Origin of the sequence: Microbulbifer sp. (genome assembly GCF_036563125.1) — a bacterium.
Taxonomy (GTDB): domain Bacteria; phylum Pseudomonadota; class Gammaproteobacteria; order Pseudomonadales; family Cellvibrionaceae; genus Microbulbifer.
In genome coordinates this window covers 1-22,619 of record NZ_DATCMV010000177.1, presented here as the reverse complement: position 1 = coordinate 22,619, position 22,619 = coordinate 1, and the positions used below count along the sequence as shown (strand labels likewise).

The window sequence follows — 22,619 nt, the reverse complement described above, 5'->3', positions numbered from 1 at the left end:
TGGCTCGCCCGCAGGAATCTTCAGGCCAAACTCCACATCCCCGTTCTGCCCACGCTGGCGCAGTACATGATCCATCAGCACAATCGCCATCATCGCCTCGGCGATGGGGGTTGCGCGGATGCCCACACAGGGGTCGTGACGACCGGTGGTGACCACTTCAATGGGGTTGCCGTTGATATCCAGGCTCTTGCCGGGAATACGCAGGCTGGAGGTGGGCTTCAGTGCGATGTGCGCGATGATCTCCTGACCACTGGAAATGCCGCCCAAAATACCGCCGGCATTATTGGACAGGAAACCGTCTGGGGTGATTTCGTCCCGGTGCTCGGTGCCCTTCTGCTCCACCGACGCGAAACCCGCCCCGATCTCCACACCTTTCACTGCGTTGATACTCATCAGCGCGTGGGCGAGGTCCGCATCCAGGCGGTCGAAAATCGGTTCACCGAGACCGGCGGGAACGCCACTTGCGTGTACGGAGATGCGCGCACCGACGGAGTTGCCCTCCTTGATCAGCGCCTGCATGTACGCCTCCATCTCCGGCACCTTGCTGGCGTCCGGGCAGAAGAAGGGGTTTTCACCAACCTGGGACCAGTCCAGCGTTTCCACCTTGATGGGACCCAGCTGGGAAAGGTAGCCGCGTACTTCAATACCGAACTGCTGTTTCAGCCACTTTTTGGCGATAGCACCGGCAGCGACGCGCATGGCGGTCTCGCGCGCGGAAGAGCGGCCACCACCGCGATAATCGCGCAGACCATATTTGGCCCAGTAGGTGTAATCCGCATGGGCCGGGCGAATCTGCTCGGAAATATTCGCGTAGTCTTTGGAGCGCTGGTCGGTGTTCTCGATCAGCAGGCCGATGGGCGTGCCAGTGGTCTTGCCTTCAAACACACCGGACAGGATTTTGACTTCATCCGCCTCGCGGCGCTGGGTGGTGTAACGGGAGGTGCCGGGTTTGCGACGATCCAGCTCCAGCTGGATTTCCTCGGCGGAAATTTCCAGCCCGGGAGGGCAACCATCGACGATGCAGCCCAGCGCCGGGCCGTGACTTTCGCCAAAAGTGGTGACACAGAACAGCTTGCCAAATGTGTTGCCCGACATACCCGGTATTCCCTACCCCAGTGAATTATTCGATTTCTCTCGACAATATTTGTCAATGAAAGCCGCGCATTATAAAGGATTCCCTCTGCGGCGGGACGCTCAATTAGTCACACACGAAACCACCGCGGAGAGGCCGACTAGCCGTTGGCACCCGCCTCAAAAAACGGGCGATAGGCCAGCAGGTCTTCTTTGCTCAACACGAAAATCCCGTGTCCGCCCTCTTCGAGTTCGGGCCATAAAAACGGCACATTCGGAAACGCCGCCTCCAGGGCTTCCCAGCTGTTTCCCACCTCGCACACCAGAATGCCCTCCGGTTGCAGGTAGTCGGGAGCCTCCAGCAGCAGGCGACGGGTGAAGTCGAGGCCATCGTCACCGGAACCCAGTGCCAACCCCGGCTCCGCATGGTACTCCGCTGGCATTTCCGCCAGGTCCCGCGCATCCACATAGGGAGGGTTGCTCACGATCAGGTCGTAGCTGCAACCCGCCAGCCCCGCAAACAGATCCGACTGCACCGCGCGCACCTGTTCGTTCAGGTCGTGGCGGTTGATATTGATCTGCGCCACGGCAATGGCATCCGCGGAGATATCGCTGACATCCACCCGCGCATCCATAAAAGTCTCCGCGCACGCGATACCGATGCAACCGCTGCCGCAGCAGAGATCCAGAATCGCCAGCGGCTCCTGCGTCAGCCAGGGCTCAAAACGCTGGCCGATCAGCTCACCGATGGGCGAGCGCGGCACCAGCACCCGCTCGTCCACATAAAACGGCATATCGCAGAACCACGCCTCATGGGTGATATAGGGCGCAGGCAGGCGCAGATTGATGCGCTTCTCCAGCACATCCATTACCTGATTGCGCTCTTCCATGGTCAGGCGCGCGGCGAGGATCTCCGGCTTGCTGTCCACGGGCAGGTGCAGTGCGTGGGTGACCAGCAGGACAGCCTCGTCCCAGGCATTGTCGGTACCGTGACCGAACCAGAGCTCGGATTCCGTGAAGCGGCTGGCGCCCCAGCGGATGTAATCCAGAATCGACTGCAATTCCTGCAAATTGGACTCACGTTTCTCTATCATTGGCGAAATTCCTCAATTCCCTGCGCATTGGTTTTTGCTGCTTTACTACCGTTGCACAAAGGCTTAGGGTAGCGCACCCTCTGGAGCCCCCAGACTACGGCCACTCTTGTCACAACAGCCTGGCCACAAGCGGTGCCAAGCGCGCACCGATGTCGCTGCGGGCGAGACGCTGGAAGCATACTGATGAAAGAACACTACGCACACATCCTTGAAGCCATTGGTGAAGACCTGGAACGCCCGGGCCTGAAAGACACCCCGCTGCGCGCGGCCAAGGCCATGCAATACCTTACCCGCGGCTATCAGCAGACGGTGGAAGAGATCGTAAACGACGCACTGTTCCCGTCCGACTGCAGCGAGATGGTGCTGGTCAAAGATATCGAGCTCTACTCACTGTGCGAGCACCATATGCTGCCGTTTATCGGCAAGGCCCACGTAGCCTATATTCCCGACGGCAAGGTGCTGGGGTTGTCGAAAGTGGCGCGCATTGTAGACATGTTTGCCCGTCGTTTGCAGATTCAGGAACAGCTTACGGTGGAAATCGCCGAATCCATCCAGCGTGTTACTGGTGCTGCCGGCGTGGGCGTCATCATCGAAGCGAAGCACATGTGCATGATGATGCGCGGTGTGGAAAAGCAGAACTCGGTGATGAAAACCTCCGCCATGCTCGGCTCCTTCCGCAGCCAGCAGGCCACCCGCCACGAATTTCTGTCCCTGATCCGTTAACCGCAAAGAATAGGCGCGATCAGGAATAAACAGGGAGAACCCGGCAATGCCTCATCTGGTGATCGAATATTCTCAGCAACTGGAAGACACCATTTCCATTGCGACACTGGTGAAGAATGGTCAGCAGGCCATGAACGGCACCGGGCTCTTCAATGCCAGCGCCATCAAGACCCGCGCGGTGCCCTATCGGGATTTCGCGCTGGGCAATGACGAAGGTGGCAACAAGACGTTTATTCACGCGGAGGTGCGGATTCTCGAAGGCCGCACCTCCGAGCAGAAGGAAGCCCTGAGCGCGGCCATCTTCAACAGCCTGTGCGAGTCCGCGCCGGAAGTGCCGGAAATTTCCGTGGAAGTACGGGATATGCAAAAGGCCAGCTACTCAAAGCGGGTTCCCTTCTGACCCAACCTCTCTCCTAGCCGTTCGCTTCCAGAAACGGCAGGAACCAGCGGGCAATCGCCTCCGCGCTTTCCTCCATGTGCAGATGGTGCCCGCCGGGAAATTCACGAATTTCCATACTGGGTACCCGTTCGGCAATGGGACGGATGCGCTCGATCATGCCCTGGATACCATCCTTCCCCAGAGCGAGGCGAATCGGCATGGTCGCGCGGGAAAGAAACGCCATCACCTGCGCCTCGTTCAATTTTGCCAACGAGCTCGCCAGCAACTGCGGATCATTGCTCCAGGTATAGCCACCATCACAGGCGCGCACGCCCCGCTCCACCAGTGCGCGCGCGGCACTATCACTGAGCTTGAACAGCCCGTTCTTGCGCGCCGCAGTGGCCACATCCAGAGAATCGAACACCTTGCTCGGGCGACCGCGGTAACGCGCGCGCTGCTCGATCCCCTTGCGCAGGGTATCCGGCGCTTCTTCATCGGTGGTGGGCGGGGGCACCAGACCGTCGATCAGAGCGAGGCGGTCGATACGCTCGGGAAAGGTGGCCGCGGCAATGGTACCGATCACTGCGCCGCGGGAGTGCGCCAGCACGGAGAACCGCTGCCAGCCGAGGGCATCGGCCATCCCCAGCACGTCCTCGATTTCTGTCCACACGGTGTAATTGGCATCGCGATGGCGGTGATAACTTTGGCCATGCCCGGCCATATCCACCGCTACCAGATTAAGACTCTGTAAGTGGGGCGCCATGGCGTCGAAGCTGGCACAGTTGTCCAGCCAGCCGTGCATCGCCAATACCGGCACACCATCCGGATTACCCCACTGGCGCGCGGCGATGGTGTTGCCCTGGAGATCCAGGGTAATTTCTCGGGGGGACGGGCTCATGACAGCAACTTCCGGTGAATGAGCACATCATGCTGACAGCGCCCCGGCAGCGACTCAATGGCCACAAAGGTCAGACTCCATGGCCACTTTTTGCCACTGCACCGGCAGGCGCCAAGCAAATTCTGAGGGTGTACTTAAGCACTAGGGCTTGTGCTGCAGCCACTCGAGCTCCGCGCAGTCGCGGGCCCACACATCGGCACTCAGGCAGGCGAGGCTCGACGTGCCCATGGGGTGTTCATCACCGGTGCCGCACAGGCCGTTGACCAGACTGCCCACCAGCGGCTGGTGGCTGACCAGCAGCAGAGGAAAGATATCTTCATCCGCCGCGGCCAACGCATCCAGCAGCTCATCCAGCGGGGTATCCCCGGTCAGCAGCTCCTGGATTTCCACCTCGCGCTCGAAGGCTTCCGCCACGATCTTGGCGGTCTGGCGAGTACGAACAAAAGGGCTGGCCCAGATGGTTTTCACCTGGGCCAGTTCCGAGGCGCGCTCCTTGCACACCGCAGCCACATCCTCGCGCCCTTCATCGGTGAGTGCGCGGGTTTCATCGCTCTTACTGTACGGCTCGGCGCGGCCGTGACGCATGACAAGCAACAGCACTACGTTCTCCCGTCAAATCCTTGCAGCCAATCTGGTGAGCAAATGCCCGGGTTACTTGTCACCGGAGTTCTTTTCGGTGTCCGAGGGGGTATCGCGGCCGAGCTCGATGACGGTTTCATCGCCCGCCTGGTCTTGCCCGGCATTTGCAGCCTTGTCTTTTGCTTTCGCTTCCGGTTTTTCCGCGGTCCTGGCAGGCGCTGTTTTACTGCCCGCTTCGTCCACTTCCTCAAACTCGGCGACGACATCTACATCGTCTTCGCTGCCGATAATCTCGCCGTCGAATTCCTCGGCGCTTTCATAGGTGGAGAGATCCTCTTCCTCGGACTCCGGCCACTCGGAAAACGGAAAGGGCTTCTCTTCCGTGTTGTAGATCAGGAACTGTAGGCTCTGGTAGATGTAAGTTGAAATCTGGTCGCCGAGGCGGCGCAGATTGTCATTGGCCCCGCCGGTAAAAATGGCGAACAGGAATTGGGCAATAACCACGGCCAGCATCACAAAGCCGGCCACTTCCAGCAGCACCGCAAACAGCACCATATAAATCAGGCGCAGCCACTGGTTGGTCGAGGTCAGGTTTTTTTTCAGTTCTTCATTGCTCATTGGGCGATCACCATTCCGTTGTTGGGCACCACTATCGATATGTGCCGGCCACAAGGGCCGGCGTCGGGGAAAACACTGCCAGGGAAAAAACTATAGTCCGGAATCATTTCAGGACTGCGGCCACTCCGAGAAGGGAAATGGCTTTTCTTCCGTGTTGTAAATCAGAAACTGCAGGGTCTGGTAAATGTACGATGCAATCTGGTTGCCGAGCTGGCGCAGGTTGTCGTTCGGGCCACCGGTGATGATGGCGAAAAAAAACTGCAGGATGATGGTTGCCAGCATCACGACACCTGCCACTTCCAGCAGGATCGCGAACAACACCATAAACACCAGTCGCAGCCAGTGCTCGGAAGACGTCAGGTTGTGCTTGATCTGTTCGTTATTCATCTCTTGTTCCGTACTCAGGGCTTCCCTGCCTGGGGCCCGCTCAGGGTTTGGCCGAATAGGCGACATCAAAGGTCTGCTCCCCGGACATCAACTCACGGATCACCGTGGGGATGGGGGTACCTTCAAATAATATGGCGTGAATGGCGGAAACCAAGGGCATGTAGACACCCAATTCGTCCGCCTTGGCCTTGATCAGGCGAACCGTGTTGACACCTTCCGCCACCTGGCCGATCTCGTTGACCGCCTCGTCCAGCGTCCTGCCCTTGCCTACCAGGTAACCCACCCGGTAGTTGCGGCTCAGGTCGGACGAGCAGGTGAGGATCAGGTCGCCGACACCGGCGAGGCCGATAAAGGTCATCGGGTCCGCGCCGACGGCCTCGGCAAAGCGCATCATTTCCGCCAGCGCCCGGGTGATCAGCAGGCTGGTGGTGTTCTGCCCACGCCCCAGGGCCACGGCCATACCGGTGACGATGGCATAGATATTTTTCAGCGCGCCGGCGAGTTCCACACCGAACACGTCATTGCTGGAATAGACCCGGAAAGTCTGCGAGTGCAGTACCTTCTGGATCGTGGTGCAGAGGGTTTCGTCCTCACTGGCAATCACCGTGGCGGTGTAGTGACCGGCGACAATTTCCTTGGCGAAGTTGGGGCCACTCAGCACCCCCACGCGCATCCCCTCGGTTTCCTCCCGCAGGATATCGCTCATCAGGTCGAAGCTGTCGCGCTCGACCCCCTTGGTCAGGGAGATCAGCATGGTACCGGGAGCCAGTATCGGCGCAGCGCGGTGTATCACCTCGCGGAAGGAGCTACTGGGAATGGCGACAAACACGATCTGGCAGCCGCACACCGCGGCTTCCAGGTCACTGGTGACCTTGAGATCCGGGTGCAGGGCGACGCCCGGCAGGTAGTACTGGTTTTCCCGGTTGGCCATGCAGGCCTCGGCGCGCTCCGGGTCGCGCATCCACTGCCGGGTATCGTGGCCGTTGCCGGCGACAATATTGGCAATGGCGGTGCCGAAGCTGCCACCACCGAGAATGGCAATGGAATAACGGGATTCAGGGGCGTTTGAGGATACGTCTTTCTGGGTCATAACGCTCTGTGGCTTTTACTGTGCAGCGGGGGATTATACGGAGCCTGGTGCCGGCACCCAACGACCGGTGAAGAAATTGGTCGTTTTTGCCAAGTTCACCCGACGTTACCGTTTTTTAAACACCAATTCGTGCAAAAAACCGGCGAGAGGACCATTGAGTAGCAAATCAGATAGCAACTATAGCGTAGCGCCAAGTTCTATAGGGTAGCGCCCAGTGAGCGAGGAAGATCAGGAAATGGAGGGAGGGGGGATTAACTGGCCGGGCAAAGTGCCCGGCCAGTCGGCAACGTCAGGAACTCAGCGGTTGAGCTCCAGCAGCAGCGTGTTCAGGCGGCGCACGTAGTCCGCCGGATCTTCCAGCTGGTTGCCCGCCGCCAGGTTGGCCTGGTCCAGCAGGATATTGGTGAGATCCGCAAAGCGGTCCTCGTCCTGCTCCTGGTCCAGGCGCTGTACCAGCGGGTGGTTGGGGTTCAACTCGAAAATGGGCTTGGCGTCCGGCAGTGCCTGGCCAGCCTGCTCCAGGATACGGCGCATCTGCAGCCCCATGTCGTTGTCGCTGGCCACCAGACACGCGGGAGAATCCACCAGACGGGTGGTGGCGCGCACGTCTTCCACGCGGCTCTCCAGCACTTCCTTGACCCGCTCCACCAGGGCGCCTGCCTCTTTCTCGACCTTTTCGCGCTCGGCCTTGTCATCGGCGTTTTCCGCATCGCCCAGATCCAGTGCGCCCTTGGCCACATCCTGGAACTGCTTGCCGTCGAACTCGCGCATATGGCCCACGAACCACTCGTCCACCTGATCGGTGAGCAGCAGCACCTCGATGCCCTTCTTACGGAATACTTCCAGGTACGGCGAGGACTTGGCGGTGGCGAAGTTATCCGCGCACACGTAGTAGATATGCTTCTGGCCGTCCTTCATGCGGCCCACGTAATCTTCCAGCGACTGATCCTGCTTGGCACTGTCGGTGTGGGTGGTGGAGAAACGCAGCAGCTTGGCGATCTTGTCCTTGTTGGCAAAATCTTCCGCCGGCCCCTCTTTCATCACGGAACCGAACAGCTCCCAGAACTTCTGGTACTCGTCACCGTCCTTGCTCGCCAGCTTGTCCAGCATGTCCAGCACACGCTTGGTGAGCGCGCTCTTGATGGCGTCGGTGTTCTGGTCCTTCTGCAGGATTTCGCGGGACACGTTCAGCGGCAGGTCGTTGGAATCCAGCACCCCTTTGACGAAGCGCAGGTACAGCGGCAGGAACTGCTCCGCGTCGTCCATGATGAAGGTGCGCTGCACATACAGCTTGAGGCCGCGGGCGGCATCGCGCTGATACAGGTCGAACGGCGCGCGCGCGGGAATGTACAGCAGGCTGGTGTAATCCAGCTTGCCTTCCACACGGTTGTGACTCCAGGTCAGCGGGTCGTCAAAATCGTGGGAGATGTGCTTGTAGAACTCCTTGTACTCCTCGGATTTCAGCTCGGAGCGCGGACGGGTCCACAGGGCCTGGGCGGCGTTGACCGCTTCAAATTCCGGGGCCTTGTCTTCTTGCTTGTCCGCGTCATCACCGAAGTTGTGCTCTTCTTTCAGCATCTCAACCGGGATGGCGATATGGTCGGAGTATTTCTTGATGATGGTGCGCAGGCGCCAGCCGTCGGCGTACTCCTGGGCTTCGTCCTTCAGGTGCAGTACCACGCGGGTGCCGCGGTTCGGCCACTCCACATTTTCCACCGCGTACTCGGCCTCGCCGCTGCACTCCCAGTGCACGCCCTGGCTGGCGTCGACACCGGCGCGACGGGTGAACACATCCACCTTGTCGGCGACGATAAATGCGGAGTAGAAACCCACCCCGAACTGACCGATCAGGTGCGCGTCCTTCTTCTGGTCGCCGCTTAAGTTCTGCATGAAATTGGCGGTGCCGGAACGGGCGATGGTACCGAGGTTCTCGATCACCTCATCGCGGCTCATACCGATACCGTTATCGGTAATGCTCAGGGTGCGGGCGTCCTTGTCGAACTCGATGCGGATACGCAGGTCCGGGTCTTCTTCCAGCAACTCGGGCTTGGAGAGCGCTTCAAAGCGCAGCTTGTCGGCGGCGTCGGATGCATTGGAAACCAGCTCGCGCAGGAAAATCTCCTTGTTGGAGTAGAGCGAGTGGATCATCAGGTGCAGCAGCTGCTTGGCTTCGGTCTGGAAACCGTGGCGTTCTTTATGCGCCTCTACAGTCATGGGTCAGTCTCCCCTAAATCAGATCAATCTCAAGACAGGGGATATTGGGCCGACCGGCACCTTTTCAAGCGCCGGCCGAAGGGAGAGAGGGGGAAGATCGGAAAAGAAGCGGAAATCCGGTTACTTTTTCACCGTCGTAGAAGCCTGCACCAGCTTGCTGCGGCCGGTGATATCACCGATGAATTGGCCGGTAAGATCGGCGATCACGCGGGACTCTGCATTCATCAGAATCGCGATGCCCACCTTGCGCTTTTCCGAATAGGCCACTGCGGCACGGAAACCGGCCACCCAGCCGCCGTGAAACACGATGCGATCATCGCCCACGGTATACAGGCGCCAGCCGAGCCCATAACCGGCGTGGTCGATATAGTCACGCCAGACGCGGTGCTGCATATGCCGGCGGGTCTCCACCCGCTCGGTGGTGAGGTCGGCGATCACTTCCTTCGACAGCACCTCCGGGTAGTAGCCCATCTGCGCCTTAAGCCATTGGGCCATATCGCTGATGCTTGCGTTAACACCGGCCGCCGGCGCCGCAAGGTAGTACTCCTTTTCTACCTTTACGGGGCGCCAGCCGCTGCCGGTCTGCACATGGGGGGCGGCACGGTTGCCCGCCGCCATAAAGGCCTCCCAACCAAGGGATGCATCTTCCATCTGCAGGGGAACAAAGAACCGGTCCTTCAGCTGGCGGCTATAGGGAACGCCGGTAGCTTTCTGGATCACGTCCTCGATCAGGCTGAACAGGACATTCTGGTAGCCGTAGCATTTGCCCGGATCACAGTTGGGGTCAATGGTGGCGAACATCGGCAGGATCTTGGACAGCGGCCGATTGTCTTCCAGATAGTTGTCGTAGGCGTTGGGGGTCAACCCCGAAGAGTGGCTCAGCAGGTGCTGCACCTGCAGTTTCATGGACAGTGCCGGGGTCTTGAAGCTGAGCTCCGGCACGTAGCGCACCACCTTGTCGCCCCAGTTGAATTTGTGCTCGTGTTCGAGCACCGCGGCCATGCTGGCGGCAAAGGTTTTGGATACCGACGCCAGGCGAAACACCGTGTGGCTGGTCACCGCTTCCTGCTTGCCTTTGACCCGAACACCGTAAGTGTTCATGGCCACCACCTGGTCGTGATCCACGATCACATAGGCGGCACCGGGAATACCGTGCTGCTCCAGCATCTCGCGGAAGTAGCGGTCGAACTCCTCGGCACTGGCCGCAACGTTCTTGCTGACCGATTTGCTACTTTCGCGTGCGGATTTGTCCCCGCGCGCAGCATCCGCTGCAGTCGCGGGATGCGCCACCAACAGCACGAACAGGAACGCCAGCGACGACAGCCGCTTGCCAGCAGCTGCCTGAAATGCGCCTCGGATACGGTTGGAAATGCCCTGAATCACCTTGAATACACCATGTGTCTACTGCAGACCGCCGCGACAGCGCCTGACCCTGTATTCCGGGTTCACCCCGAGGGTTGGCGGATAACAGCTCTGCCGGGTGTGTTGGGAAAACCTGTATTAAGACTAGCAGCCCGCGCAATAATTCTCGGACCTTCCCGCTATCTTTGCCTCAATCGGCCACTTGCGCAGCTGCCCCGCCAACCTGTGTCGCTCAGTGCGGGCATTGTAATAAAACTGGAACAAGCGCGCACATTAGCCGATTTTTCCCACGGCATCATCCTGTCTGCACGTCTGATTTTCAGGCGCCCAAAATGGCAGGCATAAAAAAACCGCCTCGCGGCGGTTTTTTTATAAGGGAGACAATATTGCCTCCCTCAGTCAGAGCTCCGTAGCTCGCAGACAGCCTTACAGCTTGTCAGCGTTCTCGCTCAGGTAAGCAGCAACGCCCGCCGGAGAGGCGTTCATGCCTTTGTCGCCTTCCTGCCAGCCAGCCGGGCAAACTTCGCCGTGCTCCTGGTGGAACGCCAGTGCGTCAACCATGCGCAGCATTTCGTCAACGTTACGGCCCAGCGGCAGATCGTTAACTACCTGGTGACGAACAACGCCTTCCTCGTCGATCAGGAAGGAACCACGGAAAGCTACACCGCCTTCGGACTCAACGTCGTAGGCCTGGCAGATTTCGTGCTTCACGTCGGCAACCAGAGCGTATTTAACCGCACCGATACCGCCGTCGTTTACCGGGGTGTTACGCCAGGCGTTGTGGGAGAACTGGGAGTCGATGGAAACACCGATCACCTCAACACCGCGCTTCTGGAACTCCGCATAGCGGTGATCGAACGCGATCAGCTCGGACGGACATACAAAGGTGAAGTCCAGCGGGTAGAAGAAGATAACCGCTTTTTTGCCTTTGATGGCGTCAGACAGGGTGAAAGTGTCAACGATCTCGCCGTTGCCCAGTACTGCAGCCGCAGTGAAATCGGGAGCGGGCTTGCCTACTAATACAGCCATGAGAACCTCCTCAGTGAGATAAATAATGCCGTTATGGGAATGCTCAATTTATAACCGGTAGCTATAAATTGATAAAAGATTGATAGTGGGCCGCTATCTTACACAGGGCTTTATGCCAGTCCCATTAAATTTTTATATAAATACGATAGCTGGCGCCCCTCGCCACCCTTGAGGTATTGCCGACTGCAGCGCGCACTTTCGACCTTACGGTCAGAAAAATCCCAATCCCCCCTACTGATTTACAGCTCGCCAACTAGAATAAATTTTGAACAATGCGGCAATCTTATTGACACACATTCTCATTACCAATAAGATCCAACTTCCGTTCGATAACCGATTATTTTTGCGTCAGGGTTACCCGAAATGTACGTATGTATCTGTAAAGGCATCACCGACAGCCAGATCAAAGAAGCCGTGTACGATGGCTCCACTTCGGTCAAGGCCCTGCGCCGTCACCTGGGCGTGTCTTCACAGTGTGGCCGCTGCGCCGAGCTGACCCAGGAAATCATCGACGAGACCATGGCCGGTGGCGTCATGGCTTCCGCGAACAGCGCCCTGTTCTATTCCGCGAGCTGATTTCCACAGCGACGCCCGTGGCGGGCCACCCCAGCGCCCGCCAATACCAGCTCCCCTCTTCCCGTTTCTTGCTTCTTCTTAGATATCCTCAATTCTCGCCCCGTGTGACGGTCATCCACTGTCGCGCAATGCTCGCACCACTACTGACCGCTCCCCCAGTCAGCAACTAGGCTTTTATGGGCCCTGATCGCCCTGCCTGAAATCCTGACTGCGGAGAGCCATGAAGCAAAAGCTGCTGCATCTGTCGGAACGCCTGCGCGCCAGCTTCTGGCTGGTACCCGCCGTGATGATGGCGGTGGCCATCCTGCTCGCCCACGGATTGCTGTCTCTCGACCAGATGCTGGACATCAATTACCTGCCCGGCTTCCGCTGGCTGGAACTGCGCGACAGCGAAAGCGCCCGCGCCCTGCTCTCCACCATTGCCGGCAGCACCATTACCGTCGCCGGTACCGTGTTCTCCATTACCACCGTCGCCCTGACCCTCGCCGCCAACCAGTTCGGGCCGCACCTGGTGCGCAACTTCATCCGCGATCGCGGCACCCAGGTGTCCCTGGGCATTTTTCTCTCGACCTTTGTCTACGCACTGATGGTGATGCGCGGTATCCAGGCCGGCAAAAGCAGCGGCGAGAACCAGAGCTTGGCGGTGAGCATGGCGATCCTGCTGGCGCTCGTCAGTATCGCCTACCTGATCTATTTCATTCACAACGTGGCGCAGTCAATTCAGGTCGACAACATCACCTTCAATATCAACCGGGAATTCCGCCAGGCGCTGGCGCAAATCTATCCCAGCGAAGAAAGTCGCGACCCGCGCAATACCCGCGCGGATCTGCGCGACCTCAATCTGGGCGACAACTGCCTGTGTGTGCCCGCCCACCACGGCGGCTATGTGCAGTTGATCGACCGGGAAAAATTGCTGCGCTGGGCAAAGGGCAATGATTGCTGCATCAAGCTCGAGTGCCACCCCGGCACTTACCTCAACCACTGGAGCTGTGTGGCGCGAATATTCGAGCCGCCGCGACAACAGGACACCGAGGAAATCGCGAAAGTTATTCGCAGCGCCATCACCATCGGCTCGCAGCCCACCGCAGAGCAGGACATCATTTTCTCCATCCGCCAACTGGCACAGATTGCGGTGCGCGCGCTCTCTCCCGGCATCAACGATCCGTTTACCGCCTACTCCTGTATTGATCGCCTGATCGACGGTATCGGCGTGGTGCTGCAGCGGCCGCCACTGCCCAACTGTTTTCACGACGAAAACCAACGGCTGCGGCTGGTGACCAAAGAACTCGATTTCGCCGATGTGCTCGCGGCGGCACTGGATGAAATTCGCGAATACGGCAGCCAGAGCGCGGTGGTGATGCACCACCTGCTGGACGCGCTCTACGAACTCGCTGAAATATGCAACCGCGAGGCCGACAAGCGCGCGTTAAAGCACTGCCTCGAGCGCCTCACGGAAGATTGCGAAAACCAGATCGACGACAAATTTGATACCGCCGCCATAACCAGGAAAATTGCCGCGGTGCGCAACCGCCTCAGCTGACACCGCAACCCGGTTTCACACACCCACCACCGGCACTCTAAAGAGCAATTATTCTCATTGCATTTTTATGCCGTTTTCCCGTTAATTTTCGTGCTTTTTACCGGCGAGATTCCCGAACATCCGCGCTTGACTTGCGTTTTTGTGCACCGCAAACTCACTCCGCAAACCCGTAGCGGCCCTACAATTAGGGAGAACATAGGGACGTCTTAAATTCGACAGGATTTATCCGAGACGCCCGGCGCGTAATCCGGATCACACTGATTAATAAAATGTCCCTTCAGGGCAAAAGGAGATAGCAATGAAAGGCGATCCCAAGGTCATCGAGCATTTGAACAAGGCACTGGGCAACGAGCTGATTGCCATCAACCAGTACTTCCTGCACTCGCGCATGTTCAAGGACTGGGGCCTGAAGGAACTGGCAGACAAGGAATATCACGAATCCATCGACGAGATGAAACACGCCGACTGGCTGATCGAACGGATTCTGTTCCTCGAGGGCATCCCCAACCTGCAACACCTGGGCAAGCTACTGATCGGTGAAAACACCGTGGAAATGCTCAAGTGCGATCTGAAACTGGAGCAGAAAGCCATTCCCGATCTGCGCGATGGCATCGCCTACTGCGAATCCGTGCGCGACTATGGCAGCCGCGAGCTGCTGCAGAAAATCCTCGACTCCGAGGAAGAGCACGTGGATTGGCTGGAAACCCAGCTGAGCCTGATCGACAAGGTGGGTATCCAGAACTACCTGCAGTCGCAGATGGAAAAAGCTTCCGAGGATTGATCCCACGGCAAGCAGGCCGGATGGAAAATCCGGGCACAAAAAAACCGCGAATATTCGCGGTTTTTTTGTGCCCGGGAAAATCACTCCCAGGAAAACAGCAACGATTACTCGCCCTGCTCTGCGCCCTTGGCCGCTTCTTCGATCAGGGTCTTCAGCTCGCCGTTCTCATACATTTCCATGATGATGTCGCAGCCGCCGATCAGCTCGCCCTTCACCCACAGCTGCGGGAAGGTCGGCCAGTTGGCGTACTTGGGCAGCTCCTGACGGATGTCCGGATTAGACAGGATATCCACATAGGCAAAACGCTGACCGCAGGCCATGATCGCCTGGGATGCGCGCATGGAGAAACCGCACTGGGGCGCGTTGGGGCTGCCTTTCATATAAAGCAGAATGTCGTTGTCGGCGATCTGCTGCTTGATGTTTTCCAGAGTATCCATAATGGAAGCTAACCTCGGGTTGGGAAATGTCCGACGCGGGCCGCACCCGGCGTCAATCCGTCGTGAAAGCGCGCATTGTACCCGATTCATTTTTGCGCGCACGCACTGCTGGTTCCGCAGCGCGGCTGTGCTAGTATTGCCGGCTTTCCGGGGAAATTGCTGCCAGAGCATGCCTTCGACGCATTTTCTGCGGTTTCCCTTACTTCGGCCCACCGACAGAGGAGATATCTCAGTGGCCACTCCCGCACTTATGCAGAACTACGGTAACAGAACCCTGACCCTGGTCAGAGGTGAAGGCAATTACGTGTGGGACGATGCTGGCCGACGTTATCTCGACGCTCTCTCCGGCATTGCCGTGTGTGGCCTCGGCCACTGCCACCCAGCGGTCACCGAAGCCATCCAGGACCAGGCGGCAACGCTGCTGCACGCGTCCAATCTGTACAACCTGCCGCCGCAGGAGAAACTGGCGGACAAGCTGGTCACGCTGTCCGGCATGGACAATGTGTTTTTCTCCAACTCCGGCGCGGAAGCCAATGAGGCGGCCATCAAGCTGGCGCGCAAGCTCGGCAACGAGCGCGGTCTCGCCATCCCGAAAATTGTGGTGACCGAGGGGGCATTCCACGGCCGTACCCTCGCCACCCTGACCGCCACCGGCAACCCCAAGGTACAGCAGGGCTTTGCCCCGCTGCCGGAGGGTTTCCTGCGTGTGCCCTATAACGACGCGGCCGCGATTGAGAAGCTCGCCGCCGAGCACAGCGACATCGTCGCCATCCTGGTGGAACCGGTACAGGGCGAAGGCGGTATCCGCATCCCCGACGCCGACTACCTGCCGCGCCTGCGCGCCCTGTGCGACCAGCACGACTGGCTGCTGATGCTGGACGAGATCCAGACCGCCAACGGCCGCAGCGGCAAGCTGTTCGCCTACCAGCACTACGCGGATCTGCTGCCGGATGTGGTCACCACCGCCAAGGGCCTCGGCAACGGCGTACCCATCGGCGCGTGCCTGGCCCGCGGCAAGGCGGCGGAACTGTTCACCGCCGGCAGCCACGGCTCCACCTTCGGTGGCAACCCGCTGGCCTGCCGCGCCGGTATCGCGGTGCTGGAAACCCTCGAAAGCGAGTGGTTGATCGAGCGCGCCGCCAAGCTGGGCCGCGACCTGGTGGAACAACTCAAATCCGAACTGGCGGACTGCGCACTGGTTAAGGAAGTGCGCGGTCTCGGCCTGCTGGTGGGCATCGAACTGGATCGCCCCTGTGCGGAGCTGGTGGACATGGCCCGCGCCAAGGACCTGCTTATCAATGTCACTTCCGGCAATGTGGTGCGCCTGCTGCCGCCGCTCACCCTGAGCGATGCCGAGTGCAGCCAGATCGCCACAACCGTCGCCGCACTGGTGCGCGACTTTGCCGAAAAGGCCGACTGAATTTGGAGAAATAAAACATGGCAGTCAGACACTTTCTCACCCTCCTCGACCTGAGCAAGGAAGAGCTGCGCGCGGTTATCGACCGCGCCATCGAACTCAAGGCCCTGCGCAACCAGGGCGTCACCAGCGAGCCCTTCCGCAACAAGGTGCTGGGGATGATTTTTGAAAAGGCCTCCACCCGCACCCGGGTCTCGTTCGAGGCCGGCATGGCACAGATGGGCGGCCACGCGCTGTTCCTGTCCCCGCGCGACACCCAGCTGGGCCGCGGCGAGCCGATTGAAGACAGCGCGCGCGTCATCTCGCGCATGGTGGACATCGTGATGATCCGCACCTTCGGCCACGACATCCTCGAGCGCTTCGCCGAGTTCAGCAAGGTGCCGGTGATCAACGCCCTGTCCGACAGCTACCACCCGTGCCAGCTGCTGGCAGACCTGCAGACCTATTTCGAGCACCGCGGCAGCCCGGAAGGCAAGGTGGTGGCCTGGGTGGGCGATGGCAACAATATGTGCCAGTCCTACATCAGTGCCGCGCGCCAGTTCGATTTCGAGCTGCGCATCGCCTGCCCCGAGGGTTACGATCCGGACCCGGCCATCGTCGCCGCCGCCGGCGACCGCGTCACCATCGTGCGCAAGCCGGAAGATGCGGTACGCGGCGCCGACTGGGTTTCCACCGATGTGTGGGCCTCCATGGGCCAGGAAGACGAACAGCGTATTCGCATGAAGGCGTTCGAGGGCTACCTGGTGGACCACGAGCTGATGAGCCACGCCAACAGCGACGCCGTGTTCATGCACTGCCTGCCCGCACACCGCGGTGAGGAAGTGAGCGGCGAACTGCTGGAAGACGAGAAAATCTCCGTGGTGTGGGACGAGGCGGAAAACCGCCTGCACGCCCAGAAAGCACTGATGGAGTTTCTGATAGAAAACAGCCGCTGATCGCCTCTGGCCGACGGCTGAAAAAGGGGCGCCGCATAATCACCGGCGCCCCTTTTTTGTGCGCCTCACTCTGACAACGGGATGGAATCACCGCCAGAAAAAATCCGGTTAAATTTCGACCATTCCGTGCCAGTTTGCTCAGGGATTAATCAGGCCCAAATTGTTATTGCCATGCTTAATTTGGGAACCCGTTACTATTAAAAAATATTCTTAGAAAAACCACGTAGTCGCCCAATCTGATCACTTTTTATACCCGCCCAATAACGGCGGGCGCTGCAGGCTGGGGATAACTGGCGCCGCACTGCCTACCCACAAATTATCCACAAGTAACCCCAAAGTTATCCGCCTTGAATTGGGCACCCAATCGCATTATCTTGTTGGTCATTCGAGATCGAACCCCAATATGTTGGGTTTCACGGTGGAATGACCCACAAGAAACCCCTGGGAATACGGCGCAGGGCGCCCGAACCCCACCACAACATATTGTGTTCGACCGCTATCGCACCAACTAGGCCAGGCCTGTACACAGTCCGCATAGGACTCCGGAGCGGTGGATAAGTGTTTGCCGGCAGTAACGCCGCAGACCTCTACCGGTCAATCCGGCCGCAGGGTGCCCCTGAGTTTCAGACGCAGTATCAAGCAGTACCCCACAAGAGTTACCCGAGCGGTGCCGAGGCATCGTCGTCACTGCTTGTGCCTGCGGAAATGAAATAGATGTGTGAGAGGCATCGCGTTATCGCGCACAGCCAGCACAGTAAAGCGCGATGAGCGCGCAAAAAATTAGAACGATTTTTCGGCCACAAGCCGGCTAAAAAAACCAAAAGCAACACCGGGCAAGTCACACTCGACGCGCACACAAAACTATGGAGAAATTCATGCACACAGAGACAGGGCGCTCTCAGTCTGCGCCTAACGGCACTACCAAGGATTCGGTATCAGATCAGGCCAGCAGCAACACCACACTGGCTGCCACTGCCCCCGGTCAGATCCGCGTCATCAAACGTAACGGCACCGTGGTGCCCTACGCCGACAGCAAAATCTCCGTAGCTGTTACCAAGGCATTCCTCGCCGTCGAGGGTGGCACCGCTGCCGCCTCCAGCCGTATTCACGAGCGCGTCGCCGATCTGGTTTCCCACATCAGCGCCACCTTCAAGCGCCGCATGCCGTCCGGCGGCACCATCCATATCGAGGAAATCCAGGACCAAGTAGAACTGGAACTGATGCGCGCCGGTGAACACAAGATTGCCCGCGACTACGTGCTCTACCGCGAAGAGCACGCGCGCCTGCGTAAAGAAAAAGAAGCGCAGAAAGCCGCCAGCGCCCAGTCCGCCGATACTCACCCGAGCATCCGCGTAAAAATGGAAGACGGTTCCCTGGTTGCACTGGACATGGAGCGCCTGCGCACCATCGTCAGCGAAGCCTGTGAAGGCCTGACCGACGTAGACGGCGAGCTGATCCTGCGCGAAGCACTGAAAAACCTGTACGACGGCGTTTCCGAAACCGACATCAACACCGCGCTGGTAATCACCGCGCGTACCCTGGTTGAGCAAGAGCCGAACTACACCTACGCCACCGCGTTCCTGCTGCTGGACAAACTGCGCGCTGAAGCCCTGCGCTTCCTCGGCGTGGCCGAGTCCGCCACCCAGCAGGAAATGAAGAGCCTGTACAAGCCGGCGCTGTCCGCGTACGTGGCCAAAGGTATCGAGCTGGAACTGCTGGATCCGGCACTGGCCAGCTTCGACCTGGACATGCTGGGCGACGCGATCAAGCCCGAGTGCGATCACCAGTTCAGCTACCTCGGCCTGCAGACGCTGTACGACCGCTACTTCCTGCACTCCGACGAAATCCGTTTCGAGCTGCCACAGATTTTCTTCATGCGCGTCGCCATGGGCCTCGCCATCAATGAAGAAAACCCGAATGAGCGCGCGGTTGAGTTCTACAACCTGCTGAGCTCTTTCGACTACATGAGCTCCACCCCGACCCTGTTCAACGCCGGTACCCTGCGTCCGCAGCTGTCCTCCTGCTACCTGACCACCGTGCCGGACGACCTGCACGGCATCTACGGTGCCATCCAGGACAACGCCATGCTGTCCAAGTGGGCAGGCGGCCTGGGCAACGACTGGACCCCGGTGCGCTCTCTGGGTTCTTACATCAAAGGCACCAACGGCAAGTCCCAGGGTGTTGTGCCCTTCCTGAAAGTGGCCAACGACACCGCGGTCGCCGTTAACCAGGGTGGCAAGCGCAAGGGCGCCGTGTGTGCGTACCTGGAAACCTGGCACCTGGACATCGAGGAATTCCTCGAGCTGCGCAAGAACACCGGTGACGACCGTCGCCGTACCCACGACATGAACACCGCCAATTGGGTGCCGGACCTGTTCATGAAGCGTGTGTTCGAAGACAAGGAGTGGACCCTGTTCTCTCCGGCGGACTGCCCCGACCTGCACGACCTGTTCGGCGACAAGTTCGAAGAGCGCTACAACCACTACGAGCAGATGGTTGCCGAAGGCAAGCTGAAGCTGCACAAAAAAGTGCGCGCGCTCGACCTGTGGCGCAAGATGCTGGGCATGCTGTTTGAAACCGGCCACCCCTGGATCACCTTCAAGGACGCCTGTAACCTGCGCAGCCCGCAGCAACACGCCGGTGTGGTACACAGCTCCAACCTGTGCACCGAGATCACCCTGAACACCAAGGCGAACGACGAAATCGCAGTATGTAACCTGGGCTCCGTAAACCTGTCCCAGCACATCGGCGAAGACGGCAAGCTCGACCAGGCAAAACTGGCCAGCACCGTGAAGACCGCCGTGCGCATGCTCGACAACGTGATCGACATTAACTACTACGCCGTGGAAACCGCGCGTCAGTCCAACATGCGCCACCGTCCGGTGGGCCTGGGCCTGATGGGCTTCCAGGACGCGCTGTACAAAGCCGGCATCTCCTACTCCAGCGATGAAGCCGTAGCCTTCGCCGACACCACCATGGAAGCGATCAGCTACTACGCGATCGGAGCCTCCAGCGACCTGGCGGCCGAGCGCGGCAGCTACTCCAGCTACGAAGGTTCTCTGTGGAGCCAGGGCATCCTGCCGATCGACTCCATCGAAATCCTGGCCAAGAACCGCGGCGAGCAGTTCATCGACCAGGACACCAGCTCCACCATGGACTGGAACGTGGTGCGCGAGAAAGTCGCGAGCCAGGGCATGCGCAACTCCAACGTGATGGCCATCGCCCCGACCGCGACCATCGCCAACATTACCGGCGTATCCCAGTCCATCGAGCCCACGTACCAGAACCTGTACGTGAAATCGAACCTGTCCGGTGAATTCACCGTGGTGAACCCGTACCTGGTACACGACCTGAAAGCCCGCGGCCTGTGGGACAAGGTGATGGTCAACGACCTGAAGTACTACGAGGGTTCCGTGCAGAAGATCGACCGCATCCCGGCCGACCTGAAAGCCAAGTACGCCACCGCGTTTGAAGTGGAACCGCGCTGGATCGTGGATGCCGCCAGCCGCCGCCAGAAGTGGATCGATCAGGCCCAGTCCCTGAACCTCTACATTGCCGGCGCCAACGGCAAGAAACTGGACCTAACCTACCGCATGGCGTGGTACCGCGGTCTGAAGACCACCTACTACTTGCGCGCACTGGCTGCCACCTCCACGGAGAAATCCACCGTGACCACCGGCACCCTGAACGCAGTAAGCGCCGGTGGCGCCCCGGCCGCCAACGCCGCACCGGCTCCGAAAGCGCAAGCTGAGGAAATGGTCGCGCCGGCCGCCGTGCCGAAGGCCTGCTCTCTGGACGATCCGGATTGCGAAGCCTGCCAGTAAGCGCTGGTTGATCGTTTGCAAAGACTCTCGGGGGAGAGCACCGCGTAGGCCGATTCCCAGCGAAACGGCCGCGCAACCAAGACCATAAGCGCCGCCCCGGCACCGGGTTCATTACTCAACCAAAGAGTAATAGCCCGGTCCGGGCGCAAGGCGCAAAACACACCGAATGAATAGGCCCTGCCGGCAAACTCGGCACGGCAATTGCTCAGGAAAGATAGGGGGAATCATGCTCAGCTGGGACGATTTCGACTCACAAGCCAAACAAGAATCCAAAAAGCCCGAACCGCAACCGGTGCCGGGTGCACTGCAATCCGAGCAGCAGGCAGTCACCGAACAAAGCGCAGCCTTCCATACAGACAGCGCCAGCAGTGCCCCGGCACCGACCGCGGCCCAGACCAGTTCTTCCAGCGCCACGTCCGCTGTGGAAGCCGCCCGCGCCGCCGTAGCCGACCTCGACCCGGCCCCCGGCCTGGAAGAACTGGAAATGGGCGCAGCCCGTATCCAGGTAGACGAGAAGCGCATCATCAACTGCCGCGCCGACCTCAACCAGCTGGTACCGTTCAAGTACGACTGGGCCTGGCAGAAATACCTCGACGGCTGCGCCAACCACTGGATGCCGCAAGAAGTAAACATGAACAAAGACGTCTCCATGTGGAAAGACCCCAACGGTCTGACCGCCGACGAGCGTCGCATCGTGGAATACTCCCTGGGTTACTTCTCCACCGCCGACTCCCTGGTAGCCAACAACCTGGTGCTGGCCATCTACCGCCACATCACCAACCCGGAGTGCCGCCAGTACATCCTGCGCCAGTCCTTTGAAGAAGCCATCCACACCCACGCCTACCAGTATTGCGTAGAGTCCCTGGGCATGGACGAAGGCGAAGTCTTCAACATGTACCGCGAAGTACCGAGTGTGGCCAAGAAAGCCGCCTGGAGCCTCGCGCACACCGGCTCCATCAGCGACCCCAACTTCAAGACCGGCACCATCGAGAAAGACCAGGAGCTGCTGCGCAACCTGATCGCGTTCTACGCGGTGACCGAAGGCATCTTCTTCTACTGTGGTTTCACCCAGATTCTGTCCATGGGTCGCCGCAACAAGATGACCGGCGTTGCCGAGCAGTTCCAGTACATCCTGCGCGACGAGTCCATGCACCTGAACTTCGGCATCGACGTGATCAACCAGATCAAACTGGAAAACCCGCACCTGTGGACCGAAGAGTTCAAACAGGAAGTAACCCAGATGATCCTGGAAGGTATGGAACTGGAAGTGGCCTACGCCCGCGACACCATGCCCCGCGGCGTACTCGGCATGAACGCGGCCATGATGGAGGAATACCTCCACTTCATCGCCAACCGTCGCCTGAGCCAGCTGGGCCTGAAAGAACAGTTCCCCGGCGCCCAGAACCCCTTCCCGTGGATGTCCGAAATCATGGACCTGCGCAAGGAGAAGAACTTCTTCGAAACACGGGTTATCGAATACCAGACCGGCGGTGCACTGCAGTGGTAAACCACTAAATAGGCATCGACTGTAGAAAAGGATTTACTACAACAAAGAGTCGCTCACAGGAAGAGAGGTATTGAAGCGGGCGAAAGCCCGCTTTTTTTATGTTTAAAAATGGACCCGACGAAACTAGTCATTCGCCGCGTCGAGAAGAAAGACGTGTG

Annotated in this window: 20 protein-coding genes; 9 read left to right on the top strand and 11 right to left on the bottom strand. The window is 59.2% G+C overall.

Annotated elements, in window-relative coordinates:
- On the bottom strand, positions 1–1,095 hold a 1,095-nt coding region (gene aroC, locus VIL80_RS15025; protein ID WP_332036906.1), incomplete at its 3' end, for a chorismate synthase.
- 137 nt (positions 1,096–1,232) lie between these two features.
- The gene (gene prmB, locus VIL80_RS15020; protein WP_332036905.1) at positions 1,233–2,165 is read right to left on the bottom strand and encodes a 50S ribosomal protein L3 N(5)-glutamine methyltransferase; all 933 of its coding nucleotides are present in this window, start codon (positions 2,163–2,165) and stop codon (positions 1,233–1,235) included.
- A 183-nt stretch (positions 2,166–2,348) separates the two neighbouring features.
- Between prmB and folE the strand changes: the two genes are divergently transcribed.
- On the top strand, positions 2,349–2,888 hold the full coding sequence (gene folE, locus VIL80_RS15015) for a GTP cyclohydrolase I FolE (protein WP_332036904.1): 540 nt from the start codon (positions 2,349–2,351) through the stop codon (positions 2,886–2,888).
- 46 nt (positions 2,889–2,934) lie between these two features.
- On the top strand, positions 2,935–3,288 hold the full coding sequence (locus VIL80_RS15010; protein WP_332036903.1) for a 5-carboxymethyl-2-hydroxymuconate Delta-isomerase: 354 nt from the start codon (positions 2,935–2,937) through the stop codon (positions 3,286–3,288).
- 13 nt (positions 3,289–3,301) lie between these two features.
- Here VIL80_RS15010 and VIL80_RS15005 read toward each other — a convergent pair whose 3' ends face one another.
- The 8 genes from VIL80_RS15005 to VIL80_RS14970 all read right to left on the bottom strand — a co-directional run bounded on the left by VIL80_RS15005 (position 3,302) and on the right by VIL80_RS14970 (position 11,444).
- Positions 3,302–4,165: an alpha/beta fold hydrolase gene (locus VIL80_RS15005; RefSeq protein WP_332036902.1), complete on the bottom strand. Its 864-nt coding sequence runs from the start codon at positions 4,163–4,165 to the stop codon at positions 3,302–3,304.
- A gap of 141 nt (positions 4,166–4,306) precedes the next feature.
- On the bottom strand, positions 4,307–4,765 hold the full coding sequence (gene sixA, locus VIL80_RS15000; RefSeq protein WP_332036901.1) for a phosphohistidine phosphatase SixA: 459 nt from the start codon (positions 4,763–4,765) through the stop codon (positions 4,307–4,309).
- A gap of 51 nt (positions 4,766–4,816) precedes the next feature.
- The gene (locus VIL80_RS14995; RefSeq protein WP_332036900.1) at positions 4,817–5,362 is read right to left on the bottom strand and encodes a DUF4389 domain-containing protein; all 546 of its coding nucleotides are present in this window, start codon (positions 5,360–5,362) and stop codon (positions 4,817–4,819) included.
- A 108-nt stretch (positions 5,363–5,470) separates the two neighbouring features.
- Entirely contained in the window at positions 5,471–5,749 is a 279-nt protein-coding gene (locus VIL80_RS14990; RefSeq protein WP_332036899.1) for a DUF4389 domain-containing protein, read from the bottom strand.
- 40 nt (positions 5,750–5,789) lie between these two features.
- A complete protein-coding gene (locus tag VIL80_RS14985) occupies positions 5,790–6,839 on the bottom strand; it encodes an NAD(P)H-dependent glycerol-3-phosphate dehydrogenase (RefSeq protein WP_332036898.1) in 1,050 nt (349 codons plus the stop codon).
- A gap of 297 nt (positions 6,840–7,136) precedes the next feature.
- Positions 7,137–9,053 (bottom strand): molecular chaperone HtpG, encoded by a 1,917-nt coding sequence (htpG, locus tag VIL80_RS14980; RefSeq protein ID WP_332036897.1) that lies wholly within the window; start codon positions 9,051–9,053, stop codon positions 7,137–7,139.
- Between the two features lie 120 nt (positions 9,054–9,173).
- Entirely contained in the window at positions 9,174–10,436 is a 1,263-nt protein-coding gene (locus VIL80_RS14975; RefSeq protein WP_332036896.1) for a serine hydrolase domain-containing protein, read from the bottom strand.
- Positions 10,437–10,841: 405 nt separating this feature from the next.
- A complete protein-coding gene (locus tag VIL80_RS14970) occupies positions 10,842–11,444 on the bottom strand; it encodes a peroxiredoxin (protein WP_318954788.1) in 603 nt (200 codons plus the stop codon).
- 363 nt (positions 11,445–11,807) lie between these two features.
- Here VIL80_RS14970 and VIL80_RS14965 point away from each other — a divergent pair, with 363 nt between their 5' ends.
- The 3 genes from VIL80_RS14965 to bfr all read left to right on the top strand — a co-directional run bounded on the left by VIL80_RS14965 (position 11,808) and on the right by bfr (position 14,341).
- On the top strand, positions 11,808–12,020 hold the full coding sequence (locus VIL80_RS14965; RefSeq protein WP_318954789.1) for a bacterioferritin-associated ferredoxin: 213 nt from the start codon (positions 11,808–11,810) through the stop codon (positions 12,018–12,020).
- A gap of 220 nt (positions 12,021–12,240) precedes the next feature.
- Complete coding sequence (locus tag VIL80_RS14960; protein WP_332036895.1) at positions 12,241–13,560, top strand: DUF2254 domain-containing protein; 1,320 nt, start codon at positions 12,241–12,243, stop codon at positions 13,558–13,560.
- A 298-nt stretch (positions 13,561–13,858) separates the two neighbouring features.
- Positions 13,859–14,341: a bacterioferritin gene (gene bfr / locus VIL80_RS14955; RefSeq protein WP_332036894.1), complete on the top strand. Its 483-nt coding sequence runs from the start codon at positions 13,859–13,861 to the stop codon at positions 14,339–14,341.
- Between the two features lie 104 nt (positions 14,342–14,445).
- Here the strand turns inward: bfr and grxD are convergent, their stop codons facing one another.
- A complete protein-coding gene (grxD, locus tag VIL80_RS14950; protein ID WP_332036893.1) occupies positions 14,446–14,778 on the bottom strand; it encodes a Grx4 family monothiol glutaredoxin in 333 nt (110 codons plus the stop codon).
- 232 nt (positions 14,779–15,010) lie between these two features.
- Here grxD and VIL80_RS14945 point away from each other — a divergent pair, with 232 nt between their 5' ends.
- The 4 genes from VIL80_RS14945 (at position 15,011) to VIL80_RS14930 (ending at position 22,461) form a co-directional block, all read left to right on the top strand.
- On the top strand, positions 15,011–16,198 hold the full coding sequence (locus tag VIL80_RS14945; protein ID WP_332036892.1) for an aspartate aminotransferase family protein: 1,188 nt from the start codon (positions 15,011–15,013) through the stop codon (positions 16,196–16,198).
- Positions 16,199–16,215: 17 nt separating this feature from the next.
- On the top strand, positions 16,216–17,130 hold the full coding sequence (gene argF / locus VIL80_RS14940; RefSeq protein WP_332036891.1) for an ornithine carbamoyltransferase: 915 nt from the start codon (positions 16,216–16,218) through the stop codon (positions 17,128–17,130).
- An 875-nt stretch (positions 17,131–18,005) separates the two neighbouring features.
- On the top strand, positions 18,006–20,954 hold the full coding sequence (locus VIL80_RS14935; RefSeq protein ID WP_332036890.1) for a ribonucleoside-diphosphate reductase subunit alpha: 2,949 nt from the start codon (positions 18,006–18,008) through the stop codon (positions 20,952–20,954).
- Positions 20,955–21,180: 226 nt separating this feature from the next.
- On the top strand, positions 21,181–22,461 hold the full coding sequence (locus VIL80_RS14930) for a ribonucleotide-diphosphate reductase subunit beta (RefSeq protein WP_332036889.1): 1,281 nt from the start codon (positions 21,181–21,183) through the stop codon (positions 22,459–22,461).
- Positions 22,462–22,619 lie beyond the last annotated feature (158 nt).